The organism is Marinomonas sp. THO17 (genome assembly GCF_040436405.1).
Lineage (GTDB): Bacteria > Pseudomonadota > Gammaproteobacteria > Pseudomonadales > Marinomonadaceae > Marinomonas.
On sequence record NZ_AP031575.1, the window covers coordinates 1408441 to 1430400 of the forward strand.

19 protein-coding genes are annotated in these 21960 nt (G+C 42.9%); 7 read left to right on the forward strand and 12 right to left on the reverse strand.

Annotation, left to right across the window (positions count from 1 at the left end):
* Positions 1 to 79 precede the first annotated feature (79 nt).
* The 3 genes from purB to ABXS85_RS06675 all read left to right on the forward strand — a co-directional run bounded on the left by purB (position 80) and on the right by ABXS85_RS06675 (position 3165).
* Entirely contained in the window at positions 80 to 1453 is a 1374-nt protein-coding gene (gene purB, locus ABXS85_RS06665) for an adenylosuccinate lyase (protein ID WP_353669255.1), read from the forward strand.
* Between the two features lie 87 nt (positions 1454 to 1540).
* Positions 1541 to 2752 carry a cupin domain-containing protein gene (locus ABXS85_RS06670; protein WP_353669256.1) on the forward strand — a complete coding sequence of 404 codons (1212 nt, stop codon included), beginning with the start codon at positions 1541 to 1543 and terminating at the stop codon, positions 2750 to 2752.
* Positions 2749 to 3165 (forward strand): GNAT family N-acetyltransferase, encoded by a 417-nt coding sequence (locus ABXS85_RS06675; RefSeq protein ID WP_353669257.1) that lies wholly within the window; start codon positions 2749 to 2751, stop codon positions 3163 to 3165. The genes ABXS85_RS06670 and ABXS85_RS06675 overlap by 4 nt, the downstream gene beginning before the upstream one ends.
* 95 nt (positions 3166 to 3260) lie before the next feature.
* Here the strand turns inward: ABXS85_RS06675 and ABXS85_RS06680 are convergent, their stop codons facing one another.
* A complete protein-coding gene (locus tag ABXS85_RS06680; RefSeq protein WP_353669258.1) occupies positions 3261 to 3881 on the reverse strand; it encodes an FKBP-type peptidyl-prolyl cis-trans isomerase in 621 nt (206 codons plus the stop codon).
* A 456-nt stretch (positions 3882 to 4337) separates the two neighbouring features.
* On the opposite strand from ABXS85_RS06680, the gene ABXS85_RS06685 reads away from it, so the two are divergent.
* Together ABXS85_RS06685 and ABXS85_RS06690 are read left to right on the forward strand one after the other, a co-directional pair.
* Entirely contained in the window at positions 4338 to 4820 is a 483-nt protein-coding gene (locus tag ABXS85_RS06685; RefSeq protein WP_353669259.1) for a universal stress protein, read from the forward strand.
* A gap of 66 nt (positions 4821 to 4886) precedes the next feature.
* Entirely contained in the window at positions 4887 to 6866 is a 1980-nt protein-coding gene (locus ABXS85_RS06690) for a DNA topoisomerase III (RefSeq protein ID WP_353669260.1), read from the forward strand.
* Positions 6867 to 6870: 4 nt separating this feature from the next.
* Here ABXS85_RS06690 and ABXS85_RS06695 read toward each other — a convergent pair whose 3' ends face one another.
* The 6 genes from ABXS85_RS06695 to ABXS85_RS06720 form a co-directional block, all read right to left on the reverse strand.
* A complete protein-coding gene (locus tag ABXS85_RS06695; RefSeq protein WP_353669261.1) occupies positions 6871 to 7488 on the reverse strand; it encodes a LysE family translocator in 618 nt (205 codons plus the stop codon).
* Between the two features lie 430 nt (positions 7489 to 7918).
* Positions 7919 to 8701 carry a hypothetical protein gene (locus ABXS85_RS06700; protein WP_353669262.1) on the reverse strand — a complete coding sequence of 261 codons (783 nt, stop codon included), beginning with the start codon at positions 8699 to 8701 and terminating at the stop codon, positions 7919 to 7921.
* 77 nt (positions 8702 to 8778) lie between these two features.
* Positions 8779 to 9459: a hypothetical protein gene (locus ABXS85_RS06705; protein WP_353669263.1), complete on the reverse strand. Its 681-nt coding sequence runs from the start codon at positions 9457 to 9459 to the stop codon at positions 8779 to 8781.
* Positions 9460 to 9707: 248 nt separating this feature from the next.
* Positions 9708 to 11288, reverse strand: a complete 1581-nt coding sequence (locus tag ABXS85_RS06710) for an inorganic phosphate transporter (protein ID WP_353669264.1) — start codon at positions 11286 to 11288, stop codon at positions 9708 to 9710.
* Positions 11289 to 11558: 270 nt separating this feature from the next.
* Positions 11559 to 12941, reverse strand: coding sequence for an L-serine ammonia-lyase (locus tag ABXS85_RS06715; RefSeq protein WP_353669265.1), 1383 nt, complete (start codon positions 12939 to 12941; stop codon positions 11559 to 11561).
* Positions 12942 to 13147: 206 nt separating this feature from the next.
* Complete coding sequence (locus ABXS85_RS06720; RefSeq protein ID WP_353669266.1) at positions 13148 to 14665, reverse strand: aldehyde dehydrogenase family protein; 1518 nt, start codon at positions 14663 to 14665, stop codon at positions 13148 to 13150.
* Positions 14666 to 14865: 200 nt separating this feature from the next.
* Here ABXS85_RS06720 and ABXS85_RS06725 point away from each other — a divergent pair, with 200 nt between their 5' ends.
* Positions 14866 to 15783, forward strand: a complete 918-nt coding sequence (locus ABXS85_RS06725) for a helix-turn-helix domain-containing protein (RefSeq protein ID WP_353669267.1) — start codon at positions 14866 to 14868, stop codon at positions 15781 to 15783.
* A gap of 15 nt (positions 15784 to 15798) precedes the next feature.
* Here the strand turns inward: ABXS85_RS06725 and ABXS85_RS06730 are convergent, their stop codons facing one another.
* Complete coding sequence (locus tag ABXS85_RS06730) at positions 15799 to 17019, reverse strand: MFS transporter (protein ID WP_353669268.1); 1221 nt, start codon at positions 17017 to 17019, stop codon at positions 15799 to 15801.
* A gap of 242 nt (positions 17020 to 17261) precedes the next feature.
* On the opposite strand from ABXS85_RS06730, the gene ABXS85_RS06735 reads away from it, so the two are divergent.
* The gene (locus tag ABXS85_RS06735) at positions 17262 to 18497 is read left to right on the forward strand and encodes an MFS transporter (protein ID WP_353669269.1); all 1236 of its coding nucleotides are present in this window, start codon (positions 17262 to 17264) and stop codon (positions 18495 to 18497) included.
* 26 nt (positions 18498 to 18523) lie between these two features.
* On the opposite strand, the gene ABXS85_RS06740 is transcribed toward ABXS85_RS06735, so the two are convergent.
* The 4 genes from ABXS85_RS06740 to folM all read right to left on the reverse strand — a co-directional run bounded on the left by ABXS85_RS06740 (position 18524) and on the right by folM (position 21716).
* Entirely contained in the window at positions 18524 to 19747 is a 1224-nt protein-coding gene (locus ABXS85_RS06740; protein ID WP_353669270.1) for an MFS transporter, read from the reverse strand.
* 107 nt (positions 19748 to 19854) lie between these two features.
* A complete protein-coding gene (locus ABXS85_RS06745; protein WP_353669271.1) occupies positions 19855 to 20124 on the reverse strand; it encodes a hypothetical protein in 270 nt (89 codons plus the stop codon).
* Positions 20125 to 20241: 117 nt separating this feature from the next.
* Positions 20242 to 20925, reverse strand: coding sequence for a GTP cyclohydrolase I FolE (gene folE / locus ABXS85_RS06750; RefSeq protein ID WP_353669272.1), 684 nt, complete (start codon positions 20923 to 20925; stop codon positions 20242 to 20244).
* A gap of 68 nt (positions 20926 to 20993) precedes the next feature.
* Positions 20994 to 21716, reverse strand: a complete 723-nt coding sequence (folM, locus tag ABXS85_RS06755; protein ID WP_353669273.1) for a dihydromonapterin reductase — start codon at positions 21714 to 21716, stop codon at positions 20994 to 20996.
* Positions 21717 to 21960: the final 244 nt, after the last annotated feature.

Sequence of the window (21960 nt, forward strand, 5' to 3'; positions counted from 1 at the left end):
TCGCCTTATCCCTGTATTACCCTGCCTGTTTTGCCTATAATAGCCGCTCCCTGAAAACCATGTTCGAGGCGTTATCTCAATGGAATTAACTAGCTTAAATGCGATTTCCCCTATCGACGGTCGTTACGGATCGAAAACCAACGTATTGCGCCGCTCTGTAAGCGAGTACGGTTTACTGCGTATGCGTGTCATCGTTGAAGTTCGCTGGCTACAAGCTCTTGCTAACCACCCACAAATCACTGAAGTACCAGCATTAAGCCAAGAGGCCAGTACTTTTCTGGACCAATTAGCCAACAACTTCAGTGAAGCCGATGCTCAAGCCATCAAAGACATTGAGAAAACCACCAATCACGACGTCAAAGCGGTTGAGTATTTCATTAAAAACAAAATGGCGGATAACGCAGAATTAGCCGCTATCTCTGAATTTGTTCACTTTGCTTGTACTTCAGAAGACATCAACAACCTATCTCACGCTTTGATGTTGCGTGAAGCATTGGAGGAAGGCATTACTCCGGAGCTGAAAAAAGTCATCGTGGCGATTGAAGATTTGGCCATTGAGCACGCTGCCCAACCTATGTTATCTCGAACTCACGGGCAAACCGCTTCACCATCGACTGTGGGTAAAGAAATGGCCAATGTAGCAGCACGTCTACAACGTCAGCTAAAACAAATCGAACAAGTGGAATTCCTAGGCAAAATCAACGGTGCGGTTGGTAACTATAACGCTCACCTTTCTGCTTATCCTGATGTAGACTGGCAAGCTCATGCAAAGGCATTTGTAACCTCGCTTGGTCTAACTTGGAACCCCTACACCACGCAAATCGAGCCACACGATTACATCGCTGAGTTGTACGATGCCATTAGCCGCTTCAATACCATCTTGATCGACTTCGATCGCGATGTGTGGGGCTACATCTCCATGGGCTTCTTTAAGCAAAAAACCATCGCAGGTGAAATCGGCTCTTCGACCATGCCACATAAGGTCAACCCAATCGACTTCGAAAACTCCGAAGGTAACTTGGGCATCGCCAATGCCATTATGAATCACTTAAGCGCCAAACTGCCTATTTCTCGTTGGCAGCGTGACCTAACCGATTCTACTGTTTTACGTAACCTTGGTGTTGGTCTAGCACACAGTTTAATCGCTTACCAAGCGACCCTAAAAGGCATCAGCAAATTAGAAATCAATGCGCTTCGCCTAGAAGAAGATTTGAATGCGGCTTGGGAAGTATTGGCAGAACCCATTCAGACTGTAATGCGTCGCTATGGCATCGAATCGCCTTACGAAAAGCTAAAAGAACTAACCCGTGGTCGCGCTATTGATCAAGCCACAATTGAAGCCTTTGTTGATAATTTAGAGTTACCTGAGCAAGCGAAGCAAGAACTTAAAGCCCTAACACCCAGTAGATACATTGGTAACGCTGTGGCACAAGCCAAAGCCATTAAAGGGTAATCCTTTTATCAATACGGATGTTAAAAGAGCCGATTTATCGGCTCTTTTTTATCCACTGAACTCATTTCATTTTTTATTGAGCCTACTATGTTTGATATCCACACTCCTCTTTCCATTCTTGGTGGTATGACAGCAGACACTTTTATGAACGAATACTGGCAGAAGAAACCTCTGCTGATTCGAGCCGGATTAACGGACTTCGAAGTGCCACTGGATGCCAATGAATTGGCTGGGATGGCAATGGAAGAGGAAGTGGAGTCTCGCATTGTAATAGAAAATGGCGATACCCCTTGGCAATTATTACAAGGGCCCTTTAATGAAGACACATTCGCTACTTTGCCTGAGCAAGAATGGACACTGCTTGTGCAAGCGGTGGATCATTGGATTCCAGAAGTACAAGCCTTAAAAGAAGGCTTCCAATTCTTACCCAGCTGGCGACTCGATGACGTCATGATCAGCTATGCCACCACAGGCGGCAGCGTCGGGCCTCATTATGATCAATACGATGTGTTTCTAGTTCAGGTTGCTGGTAAGCGCCGCTGGCAAGTATTGGCACCTAAAGACTATCAAGATTCCGCCATTGCTGGGATCGATTTACACATATTGGATAATTTCAATGCCAAGCCAGACATGGACTGGATTCTAGAAGCAGGCGACATTCTGTATTTACCACCCAATTACGCTCACAATGGCCGTGCAGAAGACGACGATTGCATGACCTATTCTGTCGGTTTTAGGGCTCCTAGCTTACAAGATGCCTTGACTGGAGTGCGTGATAAGCTCTGTGAGCAGATCAATGAGAAGCAACGCTTTGCCGCTCCAGAAACAGAAAAAAGAGAACACAATGCCGAAATTCATGCCGACGACATTGCTTATCTACAGCAAAAACTCAGCCAAATGCTGGAACAGCCTGATCTCTTAGCGGAATGGTTAGGGCAAACCATGAGCGAAAGCAAATACCCTGAATACCACCCACCGCTCAATAAAACAGAAGTGGATCAGGCTTTCCATCATGCGATTCAAGGCCATACCTTTATCCGTCCTGGGGATGCGCGCATTTGTTACTACCTACAACAAACTGACACACACCAAATTAAAGTATTCTGCAACGGTGAATACATTGTCGTTGATAAGGAAATGATCAGTTTTGTGCAAGCCATTTGTGATCAAAGCGAATTTGACTTTTCTGGTTTAGACTTAAACTTACATATCGACCTAACTCCGCTGGTGCGTTTTTTCATTCGCCAGCAAGGTCTCATCGAAGTGACCGCCAATGAAACGGATGAGGACACAAAATGAATGTCTTAACGTCAGATTGGAATAGCAGTAGAGATCAACTGAAATTTGTACGCACGCAAGTTTTTATAATAGAACAAGGTATCGAGCCCCAAGATGAGTGGGACAATGAAGATGAAGACTCAGTGCACTTCTTGTCATTTGGTACTACGGCTGTGCCCACTGGTACTTGCCGATTAACAGAACAAGGACAAATTGGCCGCCTTGCTGTTTTATCCGCTTATCGTCATCAAGGCTACGGTGAAAAACTCCTGCGCAAAGCCGTACAAGTGGCCAGAGAAATGGGGCATCGTCAGGCATTTCTGAATGCTCAAGTAGACGTCCAAAGCTTTTATGAAAAACAAGGCTTTCGCAGTGATGGTAAAGTCTTCCTTGAAGCAGGAAAGCTTCATGTGCGCATGACGAGAGATATTTAATTGGTTTGCTACTGTTAAGAGATAAACGTAAAAAAGCGAGCCGAAGCTCGCTTTTTTACGCTGTTAAACTTATCTAATATCTAATAATATAAAGCTTAAACAATAGCGATCAATTCAACATCGAACTGAAGAACAGAATGAGGCTTGATCATAGCGCCAGCACCTTGTTCACCGTAAGCCAATTCAGCTGGAATAGTAAGACGGTATTTCGCACCTTCTTTCATTAGCTGTAAACCTTCTGTCCAACCAGCAATGACACCCGTTAGCGGGAACTCAATCGGCTCACCACGCGCAATAGAACTGTCGAATACCTGACCGTCGGTTAAACGGCCTTCGTAATGCACTCGTACTGTTGCGTCTGCACTCGGCATTTCACCTTTACCTTCTTTTAGCACCTCATACTGCAAGCCAGAATCCGTCACTTGTACGCCATCTTTTGCCTTGTTTTCGGTAAGAAAAGCCTCACCAGCTTCGATGTTTTCAGCAGACGCTGCGCGACTTTTTTCTTCCATTTTTTGTTGCAGTTCAGCAAATGCCGCTTCCAACTCAGCACCTGGAACACGCATTTCAGCATTGTTCAACGCGTCTTCAATCGCAGCAAACAAATGAGTCAAAGACAACTCACCTAGATCACTACCACGTAGCTGGTCACCAATTTGACGACCAATACCATATGCTATTTTTGCTTCATTTGAGTCGAACGACAGTTCTGACATAAATACACTCTCTATTTCAATGGCTTCAAAAATTCAGGCGCCATCATAACATAGCTAATAGATATGGGACATGTCACAAACCAGAAAGGACACTGGTTAATTTTTATAATAGAAAAGATAGATTTTTTAAATGACATTGATTATCATTAACATAATATTAACTTGATACAAAAGGAAATCGTCATGAAGACAGGTGCTTTTGTTCCAGCCCCCCAAACTAACAAATCAGACAAAAAAACCGCTGACTACTGGAGCATGCTCTTTATCAGCTTTGTTTTCATTACCTCAATGAGCTGTTTTCTGTTTGCTAACCACGTCAATTAAATTTAGGCATTCAATACATTCAACGAAACTTTGCCTGTCACTTGTCTATTAATTGATGCAGATCAGCAAAGAAAAAGCTGACTGGACTAAGCTTAAAGCGTCTAAATAAAAAAAGGATGTGGAGGCGAAGTTATGTTACCCAAACTCAATACCCTGCTTTATGCCTGTGATTTAGAGACTCATACACAGTCCGCAATTGAACTGGTGTTCAGCCTAGCACTTACTCATCAGGCTAAAGTCATTTTTATGCATGTTATGGAACCCTTAAATCCACAAGCTGCTACTATGATACATAACTACATCAATGATGATGTATTGGAAAGCATGCGAAAAGAAGCGAAAGAGCAGGTGCAAAACCGTTTGGACGATGCTCTACAAGGCTTTCTTACGCAATATCAAGATTCCGTAAAACAGCTGACTTATGCACCTGAAACCCTCATTGTGAGTGGTTCGCCAGCAGACTCCATTCAGCAAATTGCCAAACAGCATCAAGCCGACCTCATCATTATGAACAGTCGAACACACAGTACCCTTGGACAAATGTTGCTTGGCTCCACCGCCAATAAGGTCATTCACTCAAGTGACATTCCCGTATTGGTTGTGCCCATCAAATAAATCAACTCTGGTGTTAATGAAAACACTTGGTTACACTTACTGTATATATAAACAGTAAGTGTGACCATGATTCTTTATATTGCCGAAAAACCCAGTTTAGCTCGTGCCATAGCAGCGGCGTTTTCTGGCTCCCAAAAAAAGCAAGAAGGTTGTATCTGGTTAGCCAATGGAGATTGTATTAGCTGGTGCATAGGACATCTGCTTGAACAAGCCGAACCACACATTTACAACCCTGCGTTTAAATCTTGGCAATTGGATCATTTGCCTATCATTCCTGAGGAGTGGCTATGGCAAGAGAAAAGTAACACTAAAAAACAACTTAGCATCCTCAAAAAGCTTATTAAACAAGCAGACCAACTGGTTCATGCCGGAGATCCGGACAGAGAAGGACAATTGCTGGTCGATGAGGTGTTGCATTACTGCAAAGTACCGGCACAAAAGCTACGCGACACGCAACGCTTGTTGATCAGTGATCTCACGCCAAATGCTGTGAAAAAAGCACTCCAACAAATACGCTCCAATAGAGAATTCTCTGCCTTATCCCGTTCAGCGTTAGCACGCGCCAGAGCCGATTGGCTATTTGGCCTTAACATGACACGTGCTTACACCATTCGAGGCCGTCAGGCAGGTTATCAAGGGGTTTTATCCATAGGTCGAGTACAGACACCAGTGCTGGGGTTGGTTGCCAATCGTGACAAAGAAAGAGAAGACTTCATACCCAAAGACTTTTACCAAGTATGGGCACAACTCATCACGCCAGAACAACAAATTTTTCGTGCCAAATGGTTACCCAGTGAGGCTTGTCGCCCGCACATGGATGAAGAAGGTCGGGTATTAAATCGCGCCTTGGCAGAAAATGTTGCAACACGCATTAGTAACCAAGCTGCGCTGGTCATCTCATCGGATTACCAACAGAAAAAACAAGCAGCGCCATTACCTTATAATTTATCGGCACTGCAAATTGATGCAGCTAAAATATATGGCATGTCAGCACAACAGGTCTTAGACATTTGTCAGGCCTTGTACGAAAAACATCAAATAATCACCTATCCAAGGTCCGATTGTCGATATTTACCCAGTTTGCAGCACCATGAAGCCAAAAGCATTATTCAAGCACTTTCAGGCGTCTCAGAGGAATTAGCAAAAGGGACTGCTCATGCAAACCCGGCTTTAAAAAGTAAAGCCTGGAATGATAAAAAAGTTACTGCTCACCATGCCATCATACCTACATCACAAGCTCACAAAGCCAGTGCACTTAGTAAAGCTGAGGGACAAGTTTTTGGCTTGATCGCGCGTCAATATTTGATGCAATTCTATTCTGACTACCAATACCTAGCGAGCACTATTCGTGTGCAAATTGCTGGAGGAATATTTGAGGCCAAAGGTAACACTCCCATCGCGGAAGGGTGGCGCGCTTTATTGCCAACCAAGAAAAAATCTGATCAGGACGAGGAACAAGATCAGCTACCACAATTGGTCACTGGGGACCAAGCTTGGTGTCAACAAGGTATTATTTTAGATAAGGTCACCACACCGCCCGCCGCTTTTACTGACGCGACTCTTTTGGCGGCCATGACAGGCATCAATCGATTTGTTGCTGACAAAAACATTAAAGCCATTTTGAAAGATACGGATGGTTTGGGTACGGAAGCGACCAGAGCTGGCATTATAGAACTTTTATTCAAACGCGGATTTTTACAACGTCAAGGCAAACAAATTCACGCTAGCATAACAGGTCGAGCCTTTGCTGATGCGCTACCTGAACAATTAATCACGCCCGACATGACAGCAAAATGGGAAGCAAGACTCAATGCAATGAGTTTAGGTGAGGCCAAATATCAGGACTTTATGACCGCGCTGACTGGCAATTTGTCTGAGCTGTTAACTCTGTCACAACAATTATCCAGCCAGACCCTGCAAAACTTACCCGCACCGAAAAAGAGCCCGTTTAAAAAACGCAGGTACAAATCCAATGCAGGGAAAAACAAACGCGCTACCGAAACAAGCAGCAAGACGGCTAAAAAACGCAATAAGAGCAAAGCTTAACTGATTAACCTATGGCTAACCAAAGCCCTACGCCCACCATCAAACTGCCCGCAATGCGATTCATGATGCGCACATTACCACTTTGCATCAACAATGATTTCAAAGTACGACCACCAGTAGCATAGATCAACAGACAACTGAACTCTAAGGTTAGAATAATACTAATTAACACAATCAATTGTTGAGCTAGAGGTTGATTGGCCACTAAAAATGGTGGTAGTAATGCAACAAAGAAAGCCCAACCTTTAGGATTAGCAATTGCGGTGACAAAACCCTGTGACATAAGCTCTTTGCGTGAAGCAGAGGTGCTAGCTTCACCACTTTTAATCGCCATCTTGCCTTTGGACAACCACATTTGAATACCAATAAAGGCCAAATAGGCACCACCAAGATACTTAAATAGGGTAAACACATTCGGGTAATTCAATAACAATGCAGCCACACCAATCGCCGATAAAACGGCCACGCTTCCCACACCAATCAACTCACCTAACATCATCCACAAGGCCCGTTTAACACCCACTGTCATACCTAAGGTCATGGCCAATGTCATACACATACCAGGCGTAATAGAAACAAAGAAAAAGGTGGGAATAAAAGCCGACAACAAAGCAAAATTCACAGTAACATCCTTTTAACAATTCACAAGTAAATATAAAGGGTTAGAACTAAGGAAGGTACGAACAAGTCCACTGACTACGGCAACGTGCTCCTGCGTTGCTCTAACCCCCTACATCCATGTAGGGGTCAGCGTGTGGATAACTCTCTTTTATTCGAGGCAAGTTTCGCTGTCCAATATAAGCATATTGGCAAGAAGCTTAACAAAGAATAAAGAGAGCTTAACCCACGCTCGGCAGCAAGCTCCTGCGCTGCCCTAATGCCCTACATCCATGTAGGTCTCCTTCGGGTCTTTCGGAGAAACGACCTCTCTGTGTTAAGAGTGATTGAAAGGTATTAACATTCCTGCTCACTCTTGCCTTGATAGGCCATTTCTCTGATAAGACTGATGTTCAGAAGACTTATTCGCACCTTCCCTAAATAAAAAGAAACGCTTAAAAGCGTTTTTTCTCCTGAAAAGTCGAACTTTCAATGAATTTATTCCATTCATCATCTAACTCTTCTTCTTTTTCACTTTCCATACTTTTAATTAATTCTTCCTCAGCTTGTTGTAATTCCAAGTCTTGCTGAATTTCTTGTAGTAAATCCGTGTACTTTTGAATGATAGACTGAGCTTCAAGATCATCCTGTATAGGATTCAATTGATTTATAGCTTCTTTATAAAGGTCCATTGCACTTTCCATTTGACCACTCAGGAAAGCCCTTCTGGCTAGATAAGCATGATAATCGGCGTTTACTTTGTAATGATAAAAATCCATTAACTTACGATATCTATGCACCACATCCGAGTTAATAATTTTATCTTTCTGAGACTGAACGAGAAAAGATTTGAAGGATTCAAACAAACGTTTAACTTCAATAATTTTAAGCTCATCGTTCATTGGTAAGGCACGACGTTTTTGCTTACTTTCTTGAAATTCCGACAACTCTTCCGCAAGATTATTGCGACGTCGTTTTAAACTGGCATCTGGCTGTAATGAGATAAGTTGATCATATATCGCCAACATTCGGGTAAATAACCAAATGCGCATATCTTTGGGTTGATATTGTGGCGGCATTTCATCAAGATAGCGACGAACTTGTCGTAACTGGTTGTTTAGCGACGCTACTTTGCGTAACTTCTCTAGCCGTGCCTGCTCTTTTAATTGCAGCACGATAGCGAAAGTAATAAAACCGCCAATTACTAACAACAGCACGGTAATGGTAACTGTACTCATATTAAACGTCGTTTGTTAAGTTAAATTTACATCAACCCTGACTAAATAATAGACGCAGGTTAACCAATTAAGTAATTCTAATCGCTATTTTCACTCTTTGTTTTAACAAGTAACTCTTCTTCGACGTCCAATATCATGTTTTGTAATCGTGATGACTCTTTGCGAGCCAAATCTATGGTACTGTGCTTATCCATTACTGCCAGCGCCAAACGATATTTTTCTATTGCACGACTACGTCTTTCATGTTCCAAATCTTGTTTGGCTTGAAAGACCAGTAAATCGCGATAAGCCAGTGAATGCGTGAAACGCATCAAACCTATGTGATGTCTAATCATCACCCTACTTGTGTAATTCAGTTCCAATAAATTACGTAATTCTTTGAGAATATATTGCAACGCACCTTGCGTTTGATCAAATTCGACTTGGCTGCTTACTCTGCGTTTTTCAGCAACGTATTTACTGGATGAAATTTCTGCATACAAGCGCGTTAAATTGTATTGCTGATAAGTAAACTCCGTATGCATACCAGCTTGTTTTAACCGCTGAATCACAGACAATAAATATTCAATTAAAAAGAGTTTAGTTTCTCTTAAAAAATATCGCTCCGTTAACATACTAAAAGCATGTAACAGCTTTTCTCCGCGATTGGATAATCGCTCCAGTATGCGTCTCTTGAGTTCATTTTGCTTGTGTTTCCATTGAACAAAAAGAACCACGCTACACAAGGCGATCATGCTAAGAATGAGAGTCAATATCAACAGACTTTTCCCTTATTAAACACTTCCTAATAAGATTCAAAGAACCAATGCATTTAAAATCTTGTTGTTTATATACCACAGATGCGGTTATTAAAACAGAAAAAGACCAAATGATTGGTCTTTCACGGCTTGTTAAAACAAGCTTTTAACGACTGCGTTGAATCCCTTTTTAGGAGGGTTCTACTCCAATCCTGTGCCTTCTCAAAATCATTCAAGCCATTCAAGAAGGCACGGATAAGGTTTTTACCTTATGAAGCGTGTGTGACAGAGAAACCCAACAACATATAAAATATCAAGCCCGCTAAAATCGCTGATGCAGGTACTGTAATGACCCAGGCAGCGGCGATTTTAAGCAAGGCAGAACGTTTAACAAGCTCTTTTTTGGTCGCTTTCTTCAAACCTTTACGCTCAGCAGAAGAAATTGGAGACGCCAATTTAGAAGCTTTTAGCTCCCGTAAAATGGCACGCTTTTCAGTAACATCAGCAGCATTAAAGCGTTCTACAAAAGCTTGTGTTTGTTCTGCATCATGACCAGCTTCTTCCGAATGTGCAGTTATGGCCGCAAGTTTTTTATTATAAGACAGTTTTAAGTACTCACGCAAAAAACCCACTCCAAAAATACCACCTACTGCAATGTGCGTAGAACTCACGGGCAAACCAAGCTGCGAAGCAATAATGACGGTAATAGCTGCAGCCATTGCCACACAAAAGGCACGCATTTTATCCAACTCGGTAATTTCAGAGCCTACTGTCCGAATCAATTTAGGTCCAAACAATGCCAAACCAACTGCAATACCAACGCCACCAATCAACATAACCCATAAAGGGATGGCCGCTTTACCAGAAACCGCACCAGAAATAAGCGCATCGTTGATTGCTGCTAAAGGCCCAATTGCATTTGCAACATCGTTAGCACCATGAGCAAAACTGAGCAACGCAGCAGAAACAATCAAAGGAATTGTAAATAAGCTGTTTACCGCATCTTTATCGTTTTTTAGGCTTGATGCCGCTTTGTCAACCATTGGGCGAACCAAGAAATAGACGGTTAGAGCAATGGCAAATCCAATTAAACCCGCCGCAACGATATCCAGTTTCCAGATCTTTTTCAGGCCTTTCAGAATCAAGTAGGTCGAGAAAGCCCAAACCATGATACCCACCAACAATGGCACGGTTTTCCTAGCCGCTTCGATCATGTCGCTTTTATAAGTCACAGCTCGCTTGATGTAGATAAGAAAGGTCGCAGCGATCACCCCACCCAAAACAGGAGAAATAACCCAGCTGGCAACAATAGCAGTCATTTTGTCCCAGTTAGCAATATCCCAACCACCTGCAGCAATGCCAGCACCAAGTACACCCCCTACAATAGAGTGAGTAGTGGAAACTGGTGCACCTAAGTAGGTTGCCAAGTTCAACCAAATAGCACCCGCCAAAAGCGCGGCCATCATCACCCAGATGAAAGTTTCTGCATCGGCAATGGCATTTGGATTAATGATGCCTTTCTTAATGGTGCCCACAACGGTGCCACCAGCAATCAATGCACCTGCGGCTTCAAATATGGCGGCGATCAAAATAGCGCCTGTCATTGACAAGGCTTTAGACCCTACCGCAGGGCCTACATTGTTGGCTACGTCATTGGCACCGATATTCACTGCCATATAGGCACCAATTGCCGCAGCAATTGCCAGAATAGATAAGTTAGATGCTGCCATACCATTCGCAGAAGCGTAAAAACCGCAACCGAGAATGAAAGCTAAAGCAATTAACACGCGAATAAAATCATTACCAACTAACGAATTGGATTCTTTCTTGGAATTGTATGTCAGATCCATAAGGCTCTACTTCGTAAAATTAATCTCTACCAAATTTTTAGGGTCATTTGGTGCTAAATCATTTCGTCACATTTCTGTAAGATTTAAAATGCGGCGCCATTCTACACTGGGGCTTTTTAGATAAAAACCCTCTCTGTTAGAGAAAGTGTTATAGATAGTGGCTGCTAAAATGATCCGAAAAAAAAAGCGCCTCAAAAGGCGCTTAAAATCAATATACTAGAGATATATGACATTTTTGTTACATGCCATATTTTTGCAATAAAAATGTCATCAACACTCAATGACATTGACAGCCAAACCACCACGAGACGTCTCTTTGTATTTGTCATTCATATCACGTCCAGTATCCCGCATAGTACGGATTACTTTATCCAAGGAAACATAATGGGAACCATCTCCACGCAAAGCCATGGTGGCGGAATTGATGGCCTTCATTGACGCCATAGCATTTCGTTCAATACAAGGTACCTGAACCAAACCACCAATCGGATCGCAAGTTAATCCTAAATTATGTTCCATACCAATTTCCGCTGCATTCTCTATTTGTTCTGGTGTTCCACCTGTTGCCGCCGCCAAACCCGCTGCCGCCATAGCGCAAGCCGAGCCCACTTCACCTTGACAGCCTACTTCGGCACCTGAGATAGAAGCGTTTTCTTTGAACAACAAACCAATCGCAGCAGCCGTTAACATAAAGTCAATGACACCTTCTTCATTGGAACGCGGACAAAATTCCCAGTAGTAATGCAACACAGCAGGAATAATGCCAGCAGCACCATTGGTGGGCGCTGTTACCACACGACCACCGGCAGCATTTTCTTCATTCACTGCCAAGGCATAAAGGTTTACCCAATCCATAGCACCAAGAGAAGGCGTAATCATGTCCATACGCGTTTTATTCAGTAAATCACGATGTAAACTGGCAGCTCGACGCTTTACCTTAAGACCACCTGGTAAAATCCCCTCATTCTGAATGCCCTGTTTAACGCATTCCTTCATTACTGACCAAATGTCTAAAATGCCCTGTCGAATATCCGTCTCACTACGCCAAACTTGTTCGTTGGCCATCATGATCTCAGCAATGCTTTTATCATGATCCCGACATAATTCAATCAGGGTATGAGCATCGTGAAAGTCATAAGGTAACTTAGTTGTGTCCTCCACTAACTGCACATTACCTTGATCGTCTTCCTCAACAATAAAACCACCGCCAACGGAATAATAAGTCGCTTTTTGTAAGCTTTTCCCCGTTGCATCAAAAGCCTCTAACGTCATGCCGTTAGCATGAAAGTCTAAACGATCAATACGGTGATAAATCACATCTTCATTCACCACCATGCTAATAGGATGCATTCCAAGTAAAGCCATTTTTTGTTCGGTTTCAATTCGCTCTACTCGTTCAGTAACACTATGTGTATCAATACTTTCGGGTAGTTCCCCAGCCAAGCCCATAAGTACAGCAACACCGGTACCATGACCTTTTCCTGTGGCACCAAGAGAACCATATAAATCAATTCTTAAGCGCATCACACGTGACATAACAGTTTGCTTTTGCAGACGATGTGCAAATTCATTGGCCGCTACCATAGGTCCAACGGTATGTGAGCTAGAAGGACCTATGCCCACTTTAAAAAGGTCAAATAAACTGATTGCCATAGACAAGCCTTAAGGATGACATTACTCAAAATTAACTAAGTTGAAAATTACCACTTATGAAATTAAGTTTCCAATAGGAAACAAGAAAATATTTCGATGAAAGGCAAGAAAGTGACGTGAACAGTCCTTTTGGTATAAAAAAGCCAGAACCAGCAAAGCCGACTCTGGCAAGATTGACCAAATCTGTGTCAGTTCGAATGAATCAGTTAGAAAAAGCCTAATGGGTTAATGTCATAACTGATCAGCATGTTTTTAGTTTGTTGGTAATGGGCTAAAGCCAATTTATGAGTTTCTCGTCCCACACCCGACTTTTTGTAGCCGCCAAACGCGGAATGAGCTGGATAATGATGATAACAGTTCATCCACACCCTTCCCGCTTCAAGACCACGTCCCATGCGATACGCTAGGTTGGTATCTCGTGTCCACACCCCTGCGCCTAAACCAAACTCACTGTCATTGGCGATGGCCAGTGCTTCAGCTTCATCCTTAAAGGTGGTCACACTGACCACTGGGCCAAAAATCTCTTCTTGGAAAATGCGCATTTGATTCGAACCTTTGAACAAAGTAGGCTGCACATAGAAACCATTGTCTAAGCCATCTACCTGTTCAACATTTCCACCAATTAACAACTCCGCACCTTCTTTTTGGCCAATATCAATGTAGTTAAGAATTTTATCAAACTGCTCTTTTGAAGCTTGAGCACCAACTTGGGTCTCTGTATCCAAAGGATTGCCACGTTTAATGGTTTTGGTACGTTCCACTACCAACTTCATAAAATCATCGTAAATGGATTCATGAATCAAAGCGCGAGATGGACAAGTACAGACTTCCCCTTGGTTAAAGAAAGCCAACACCAAACCTTCGACGCATTTGCTGATGTACTCTTCTTCCTGTTGCATGACGTCGGCAAAATAAATATTTGGCGACTTACCACCTAATTCAACCGTAGAAGGGATGATGTTTTCCGCGGCGCATTTGAGGATATGTGAGCCAACAGGAGTAGAACCTGTGAAAGCAATTTTCGCGATACGCTTGCTGGTTGCCAAGGCTTCGCCCGCTTCTTTACCAAAGCCATTGACGATATTAAGCACACCAGGCGGCAATAAATCACCAATAATTTTCATTAGTTCCAAAATAGAAACCGGTGTTTGTTCTGCCGGTTTTAACACCACACAATTGCCTGCGGCCAAAGCTGGCCCCAGTTTCCAAGCAGCCATTAGAATTGGAAAGTTCCAAGGAATGATTTGTCCGACCACGCCAAGCGGTTCATGAAAATGATAAGCCACTGTATGTTCATCTAGCTCTGCAGTGCTGCCCTCTTGGGCTCGAAGGCAACCAGCAAAATAACGAAAATGATCAGCGGCAAGCGGAATATCCGCATTGATCGTCTCACGGACAGCCTTACCATTGTCCCAAGTTTCAGCCACCGCTAAGGCTTCTAAGTTAGCTTCAATACGATCGGCGATTTTCAGTAGAATATTAGAACGAGCAGTAACAGAGGTTTTTCCCCAGTCAACTCGTGCCGCGTGTGCCGCGTCCAATGCAAGGTCAATGTCTTCTGCACTGGAACGGGGAATGCGACAAAATACTTCACCGTCCACAGGGCTGGTTTTATCAAAGTATTGGCCTTTTACTGGTGCAACCCATTGTCCACCAATGTAATTACCGTACTCAGCTTGAAAACTAATTAGGCTACCTTCAGTACCAGGTTTGGCATAAATCATATTATTTCTCCGTTCGTTTGTTATTGTTTTAAGACCCACTTTAGGAAGAAAATAAGGGAAAAACTTGCCTCACAGTCCAAGATACTTATCCAACAATCCAAATCTATTCACATTTTAACGATTGACCAAACACATGTCTCAAGCCATGATGAGTACACAAAATGCAACACGCCAACAATAATAAATCCAGAGGTGTGATTATGAATGGTTCTAATTCTGCAAAAGTCAATCTGGCCGCCAAACGTACGCCAGTTCAATTGGTTGAAAACCGCGTCTGTTTTGCCGGACCACATTCCGAATTGAGTATTTATGATACCTATGAACAGGCCTACAAGGTCAGTCTCAAAGCCGATACCTTACTCTATTGTGGCATGATCACGGGCGCTAAGGTCATGCACACTCAAGACCACAACAGTGTACCTTTTTTGCCACATGAATCATTCATTCTTGCTCCGAACGAGGAGGTTCTTATTGATTTTCCTGAGGCTCAACTAAACAAACCAACCACCTGTTTAACCATCGCCATTGAACAGGAAAAAATCGCTCAAATTTGTGATCGCATGAATGACATCATGCAGCAAAGTCTGCCTCAACATCTACCCATTGATCCCAATCATCATTTGCACACCATACATACGCAAGCCACTCAACAAGTATTAGACAGGTTGGCCAGTAACTTTGTTCGTGATGATCCCGATCGAGATTTATTAGTGGATTTTGGTGTCAGTGAACTGATTACCCGCATCTTGCGTCATCATGGTCGTGAAACCTTATTGCAATTCGCACAAAGTAGCCCAGATGCCAATGGCATTACTCAAGTTATCTATTGGATTGAACAACACCTTGCACAACCTTTAGACACCCTAAAGTTGGCCAAAATGGCTTGTATGAGCCGCAGTCGCTTTTATCAGAGTTTTAAACAACAGCTTGGTTGTACGCCATTAGAATACCAACACCAAAGACGCATGAGTCGCGCTTATCAACTGCTACAGAAAAATCATTCAGTAACACAAGTAAGTTACGACTTAGGTTATCAAAGCTTAAGTCATTTCAGTCGACGCTTTCATCAGCATTTTGGCCTGTCACCACGACAAGTGGCGCAAGCCAAACTTAATTAAACGAAACCACTCAGGTTAGTCGAATGCGGCACCGAATTTGGCTCGACAGTAGACAAAAACACAACACATCCCTACTAAGCTAAGGATCAGCGCCAAAAAAGGAACAGCTTGTCCAAGCTGATAAAAAGACGCCATGATAACTGGCCCTAAAGCGGCGCCCAATCCCTGCATTGACGCATTCATACTGGCCAAGCGGCTCTGCTGATCATCTTTTACCAGCAAGGTTTGTGCTGTGATAATACCAGGGAAAAGAAAACCAAAACCTGCGCCAAACAATGCCATAGCAACAAATACGCCGAATAAAGATTGCCAGAACAAAAAGACGCAGTGAGCAAATATTCCTACGGACACCCCAGCAAAAATTAAGGTGACCACCCCCAACTTAAAACGCGGAACCAATATTAGTTGTACCAAAATACTAAAACACGACATGGTCATCATCGCAGCCCCAAGTTGATGAGTCGTCTGCACCACATCCAAGTGAAACCTATCTTGGATCAAAAAACCCATGATCTGTTGTATGCCAGTCACCGACAATAGCGCCAAAGTAGACATACACAAAAATGGCATAACAGGTTGAGTTAGCCAGTTAATACGAGCAGGCTTTTCCAATTGACGAACATGTTTACCGTCTTTCGTATACAAGGCGACGAGCAAGGAAGCACATCCAGCCAATATACCAATAATATAAAAAGGCACGGTCAATCCTAGATTACTTAGCAAGGCGGCGAAAGCTGGCCCTAGTATCATCCCCATACTAAATGACGCTCCTATCAAAGCAATGGTAGCGCTGCGTTGCTTTATGTCCGTATGGGCTATCAAATAAGTTTGAATAGAGGGCAAAATACCAGCAATCCCCATTGAAAAGATAATGCGTAAACTGAATACCATCAAATAGGTTTGCTGCGCAGTAAAATGCCCTTGCAGAGCATTTTGCAAAACAAACCCAGTAGCACTTATCGTCAACGCATAACTGCTCATACCAATGATAACAGCACGAACACGGCCAATCCGATTGATGATTCCCCCCCAAAAAAACGATGCAACTACAAATGTCGCCGCACCTGCGGTGATAAGTGTACTGATTCGCACATCCGACAAACCAATTTCACGACCAATCGGCGGCAAAGAGGTGAATACAAAGGATTGTCCTATTCCAGCAATGGTCAGACAAATTAATAATAGCCATCGGGAAGTCGCTACATATGGAGAAGAATACGTTTCTGAGTGATTCACAGTATGTCCTTTTTTCCTTTTTTATACCAAGCTAAAGTCACTTGGATGACACAGGCTTGCTATCCGAGCAAACAATGAAATTACCGTGGTACATTATTACTTAATCTGATCAAATCGACCCTATGTTAAGAGCTTACCAATCAAAATTCACAATTTTTAAACTTTTCAATTCGTTCAACAAGACACATCTTGTTTACAAAGCAGGCTAGAATAGCGACACAACAGCTAACAGAGATAAAACCTTGAATTCTGACTTACCCGAACTGTTTCATAATAAAAACTTTCGTCATTACTGGATTGGACAAATTGCCTCATCATTTGCATTTCAAATGCTTAGCGTAGGCATTGGTTGGCAAATTTACGACCTTACGGACAGCCCTCTCGCGCTGGGGTTAGTTGGCTTATATCAATTTTTGCCACAGCTTTTACTTACTTTAGTGGTCGGGCACGTGGCAGACCGCTATAACCGTAGATTGATTTGCATATGTACACGCTTAACCATGGCTTTTACTGTCGGCATCATGGCTTATGGCAACCTAACCAATAGCATTTCAGCCAATATGATTTATGTTTGTGCAATATTATTGGGGACAGCAAGGGCATTTGAATTACCAGCCAATCAGGCCATTTTACCTAACTTAGTGCCCAGTGAACTACTCTCTCGAGCCGTCAGTGCCATCGCTTCAGCTCGAGAAATCTCGGTTATTGCTGGCCCGGCATTAGGTGGCGTAATTTATTTACTCGGGCCAACCACCTTGTTTGCCACCAGCATGAGCTGTTTCTTATTGTCTTGCACCATTCTATTATTCTTGCAATATAACTTTGTGGTTAAGCACAAAGCCCCTATCAATCTGGAGCACTTACTAGGCGGACTGCGTTTTATTAAAGGCAATAAAGTTATTTTGGGATCAGTGTCGTTGGACATGTTTGCCGTATTGTTAGGCGGAGCAACCGCACTCTTACCCATAGTCGCCAAAGATATTCTCCATACGGGCCCTTGGGGCTTAGGCTTATTACGTTGCTCGCCTGCTGTTGGGGCTTTGCTTATGTCTATTTATTTAGCACGACGGCCACTGCAACACAGTGTCGGCAAAATCATGTTTGCTGCCGTCGCGGTATTTGGCGTGGCAACCATTTTATTTGGTTTATCCAGTCATCTTATTTTTTCTATGTTGGCATTAGTACTACTAGGCGCATCAGATATGATCAGCGTGGTCATTCGTTCAACTCTGGTACAATTGGAAACACCAGATGAAATGCGTGGTCGAGTCAGTGCCGCCAACTCCATATTCATCGGCAGCTCAAACCAACTAGGGGAATTTGAATCTGGTGTTACAGCCGCTTGGTTTGGCGTGGTTCCAGCTATCATCATAGGCGGGGTTGGAACCTTAGCGGTCGTCGGCATTTGGATGTGCTTATTCCCTGCTTTGTTACAGAGAAATCAATTAGAAAACGACCCTGAAAGCAAAACCAATTAGACTCTCAGTCTGTGTTACTTTGCTGTCTAGTGAGCATCTACAGAATGCCTTAGTCCTCTGTCTGCTTTGTTAATGATGATCACAAACAAGGTAAGTAACACCAAGGCGTAAATAAGTAAGCTGATACTCAAAACGGTTAAGCCAAATAACTCGCCTAATAAACCACTAATAAATGGCAATGTCATAGCACCACTTACCGCGGCACTCATCTGAAAACCTATGGCATGAGCGGCAAGTGGTTTGCCCACTCGCAGCGCAGTTTGTGAAATCATACAAGGAAAAATAGGTGCAGCACAGAAGCCCATTAGCATAAGGCCTAAGTAACTATAATAAGCATGATAGGGCAGACTGAAGCTGAACGCGCCTAGTACCATACCCATCAAACACAATGCCAATAAAGGGTCTACCGCAAAGTGTTCTACCAAAAAACCAAAAATGGCTCGTCCAAAAGCCAACGCTCCCCAAAATATTGCCACCCAAGTACCTGCTGTACTGATAGAGATGCCCCGGGAATCCGTCATAACCGTAAATGCCCATTGTCCGACCCCTACTTCCAGACCGGTGTAAACGAGAAAAAAAGCAATTTGTAGTCGCACCAGAGGATGTCGCAATGCCTGCCACTGGCTAACGTTTGCTGGCGCTGGCTCTGTGACGTCGGATTTGCAGGAATCAGGATTCAACGCTATTGATTGAGATGGATTGCGCCAAAGGTGACGACTCAACACAAAAACCATCGTCATAAAAAGTAAAATAGTACCGATAACCCCATAAGCTAAACGCCAATTTTGCGAGAAATGCACCAATACACTGGTAACGATAATAGGGCCTGAGGTTGCACCAATACCAAAGGCTGCGTGTAGCCAATTCATATGCTGCGTAGAGAAATTTTCTGCTGCGTAGGCATTTAAGCCAGCATCAATGGCACCAGAACCAAGGCCAATGACCACAGCAAACAACATAAAACAGATAAAATTAGGACTCAAACAAAAGCCGAATAAGCCTATACTAACCAACAAACTGCTTAGAATAAGTAACCAACCCACTCCACAACGAGCCAACAGATTTGCAACGGAAAAACTGGACACTAAATAGCCTACACCACCACTGGCAATAACCAAGCCCAGCCAGCCAGTTGGTACATGGTAGTCTGCGCGCACAAAGGGCCAATTTATACCATGGGCCGCATCAGGTAACCCCAAACTGATAAAACCTAAATAAGCGACCAGTAAAACAATACCAGAAGTTCGCATGACCACACCCTTTTCATCAATAGCGGATGATCAATAAGAAGCCAAAAATACAGATATGAAAGTGAGAGTGTAGCCGATTTATAACAGGTTGATATCTTTAACTTTACTTAAAACCATTTACGCTTTTCTTTTGCAATGGGTTTCCACTTCCAGCTCGGCGCTTCGCCTTTTAGATAACAAATAATTAATAACACTGTGGTGTTTATCACTACCCAAACAAACCATTCTAATAAAGCTTGTTTGGGATCAATCAATATCGAGATGAATAAAACGGCCGCAAGATAGGCAAGCAACACACTCCAGCCTTGCCATGTATTGGGTTTGCCCCAACCCAAACCGTTTTCTTTTGCTGGAAACCAGTATTTTTTATCCGACATTACTTTTTCTACTCACGAATTTTTGCCATAGGATGTTAAGAATTTGTTTATTCTGACACAAAAAAAAGAGCCTACAAATACGAGACTCTTTTTAATCATTACTTTCATCATGATGAACTATTGGGTAAGAAATTCCCCACGAGTTTTGTCACTACGTTTAAATAAACCACCCAGAGCAGTGGTTTGCGTGGAAGAACTCGCATCCATAACACCACGCGCTTTCACACAGTAGTGTACCGCGCTAATACTAACCGCGACGTTTTCTGTTTCTAACAGAGATTGCAAAGTCACCAAGATTTGTTGTGTTAAACGCTCTTGTACCTGAGGACGCTGCGCAAAAAATCGCACAATACGATTAATCTTCGATAAACCAATGATCTTGTCTTTAGGTAGATAAGCTATTTTAGCCATACCATCAATGGTCACAAAATGATGCTCACAGGTGCTGGTGAAGCTGATATCACTCACCTTAACCATTTCATCCACATTCATCTTATTCTCAATGACGGTGATCTTAGGAAACTGAGTGTAATCCAATCCTGAGAAGATCTCTTTAACATACATTTTTGCAATACGATGGGGCGTTTCAGCCAGACTGTCATCTGTTAAATCCAATCCCAGAGTACTGACCACATCTTCAAAAGCCATTTTAATACGTTGGTATTTCTCTTCCGTGGTCAGACCATTATCAATCATAGGCGTTTCTAACCCACTTTTGACAAGTGCATCACGAACTTGCTTAGCCTCCTCAGAGAGAAAGGCATGTTTAACCATCGAGTTTTCCACTATGTTAGCTTTCATATCTTTGTCCTACGTTACTGTCTCCTGTCTGTGACAAGGAGGCTTTGCTAAAAGAAGTCCCTATTTGGTTATACCAAATGTCTGCCTCCATCCAGAGACAAGGTTCTACCTGTCAAGTAGCCGCTTTCCAATACATACTTAACAGCGAGTACGCCTTCCTGCTCTCCTGGCTCCTTTCGTAACAGTGACTTATTTAAGGCTTTCTGCCGATAGTCTTCATCGTCACTGTGATTAAACATGAGTAATGAAGGTGCAATGGAATTCACCTTAACTTGAGGCGAATAACGTTTTGCAAAGGAGCAAGTCAAATTGGCTAACCCCGCTTTGCTTGCAGCGTACGCAATATGCTTATCACTGCCTTTTTCTGCGACATAATCCGTCATGTGAATAATGTCAGCAATGCCATCTTCTTTAAAACCAGCACATAATAATGCTTCAAAGGCAAGATTAATACGGTATGGAGCAAATACATGTACTTGCCACATTTTTTCCATTAATAGTGCCGTATCTGAGCAAGTATTTTCTGCTTGCCATTCGGATGCATTGTGTATGATGCCACCTAAAGCTTGATATTCGTCTAAAATTTGGTCAATAAATGCATCCACTCCCTCAGCACTGGAAAAGTCCGCCTGCACACAACGAATACCTAAGGATTCAATGTCTGCGATGTCTTCTCTCTGACGACGGTAAGTAATGATTACTTGGTAGCCTTCTTGCTGCAGTGCTTTTGCACATGCCAAGCCTAGGCGCTGACCCCCTCCTGTAATAATGATAGGCGATTTGCGCGTCATTAGTATTCTTTCCTTCAACCAACTTCAGTAAGAATGACAATCTTTATCACAACTAACAATAGCCAAAATGGCAAGTTTTAATGAACTTGTTAGTCAGCCGCTCTCAGCCTAAGTTATTGCTTCAGCCAATCAAACCTAACTTTCCGTTATACGCATGTAAACCAATTTTAGATCATGTTACGTACAAAGATTGTGAGTAAAATTTTGAAATTTTTTGTACGAAAAATGAACTTAGCAAACAAAA

Excerpts from the sequence above, each read along its gene's own strand:
- purB (WP_353669255.1), top strand. The coding sequence starts at position 80 with ATGGAATTAACTAGCTTAAATGCGATTTCCCCTATCGACGGTCGTTAC.
- ABXS85_RS06670 (WP_353669256.1), top strand. The coding sequence starts at position 1,541 with ATGTTTGATATCCACACTCCTCTTTCCATTCTTGGTGGTATGACAGCA.
- ABXS85_RS06675 (WP_353669257.1), top strand. The coding sequence starts at position 2,749 with ATGAATGTCTTAACGTCAGATTGGAATAGCAGTAGAGATCAACTGAAA.
- ABXS85_RS06680 (WP_353669258.1), bottom strand. The coding sequence starts at position 3,881 with ATGTCAGAACTGTCGTTCGACTCAAATGAAGCAAAAATAGCATATGGT.
- ABXS85_RS06685 (WP_353669259.1), top strand. The coding sequence starts at position 4,338 with ATGTTACCCAAACTCAATACCCTGCTTTATGCCTGTGATTTAGAGACT.
- ABXS85_RS06690 (WP_353669260.1), top strand. The coding sequence starts at position 4,887 with ATGATTCTTTATATTGCCGAAAAACCCAGTTTAGCTCGTGCCATAGCA.
- ABXS85_RS06700 (WP_353669262.1), bottom strand. The coding sequence starts at position 8,701 with ATGAGTACAGTTACCATTACCGTGCTGTTGTTAGTAATTGGCGGTTTT.
- ABXS85_RS06710 (WP_353669264.1), bottom strand. The coding sequence starts at position 11,288 with ATGGATCTGACATACAATTCCAAGAAAGAATCCAATTCGTTAGTTGGT.
- ABXS85_RS06715 (WP_353669265.1), bottom strand. The coding sequence starts at position 12,941 with ATGGCAATCAGTTTATTTGACCTTTTTAAAGTGGGCATAGGTCCTTCT.
- ABXS85_RS06720 (WP_353669266.1), bottom strand. The coding sequence starts at position 14,665 with ATGATTTATGCCAAACCTGGTACTGAAGGTAGCCTAATTAGTTTTCAA.
- ABXS85_RS06725 (WP_353669267.1), top strand. The coding sequence starts at position 14,866 with ATGAATGGTTCTAATTCTGCAAAAGTCAATCTGGCCGCCAAACGTACG.
- ABXS85_RS06740 (WP_353669270.1), bottom strand. The coding sequence starts at position 19,747 with ATGCGAACTTCTGGTATTGTTTTACTGGTCGCTTATTTAGGTTTTATC.
- ABXS85_RS06745 (WP_353669271.1), bottom strand. The coding sequence starts at position 20,124 with ATGTCGGATAAAAAATACTGGTTTCCAGCAAAAGAAAACGGTTTGGGT.
- folE (WP_353669272.1), bottom strand. The coding sequence starts at position 20,925 with ATGAAAGCTAACATAGTGGAAAACTCGATGGTTAAACATGCCTTTCTC.
- folM (WP_353669273.1), bottom strand. The coding sequence starts at position 21,716 with ATGACGCGCAAATCGCCTATCATTATTACAGGAGGGGGTCAGCGCCTA.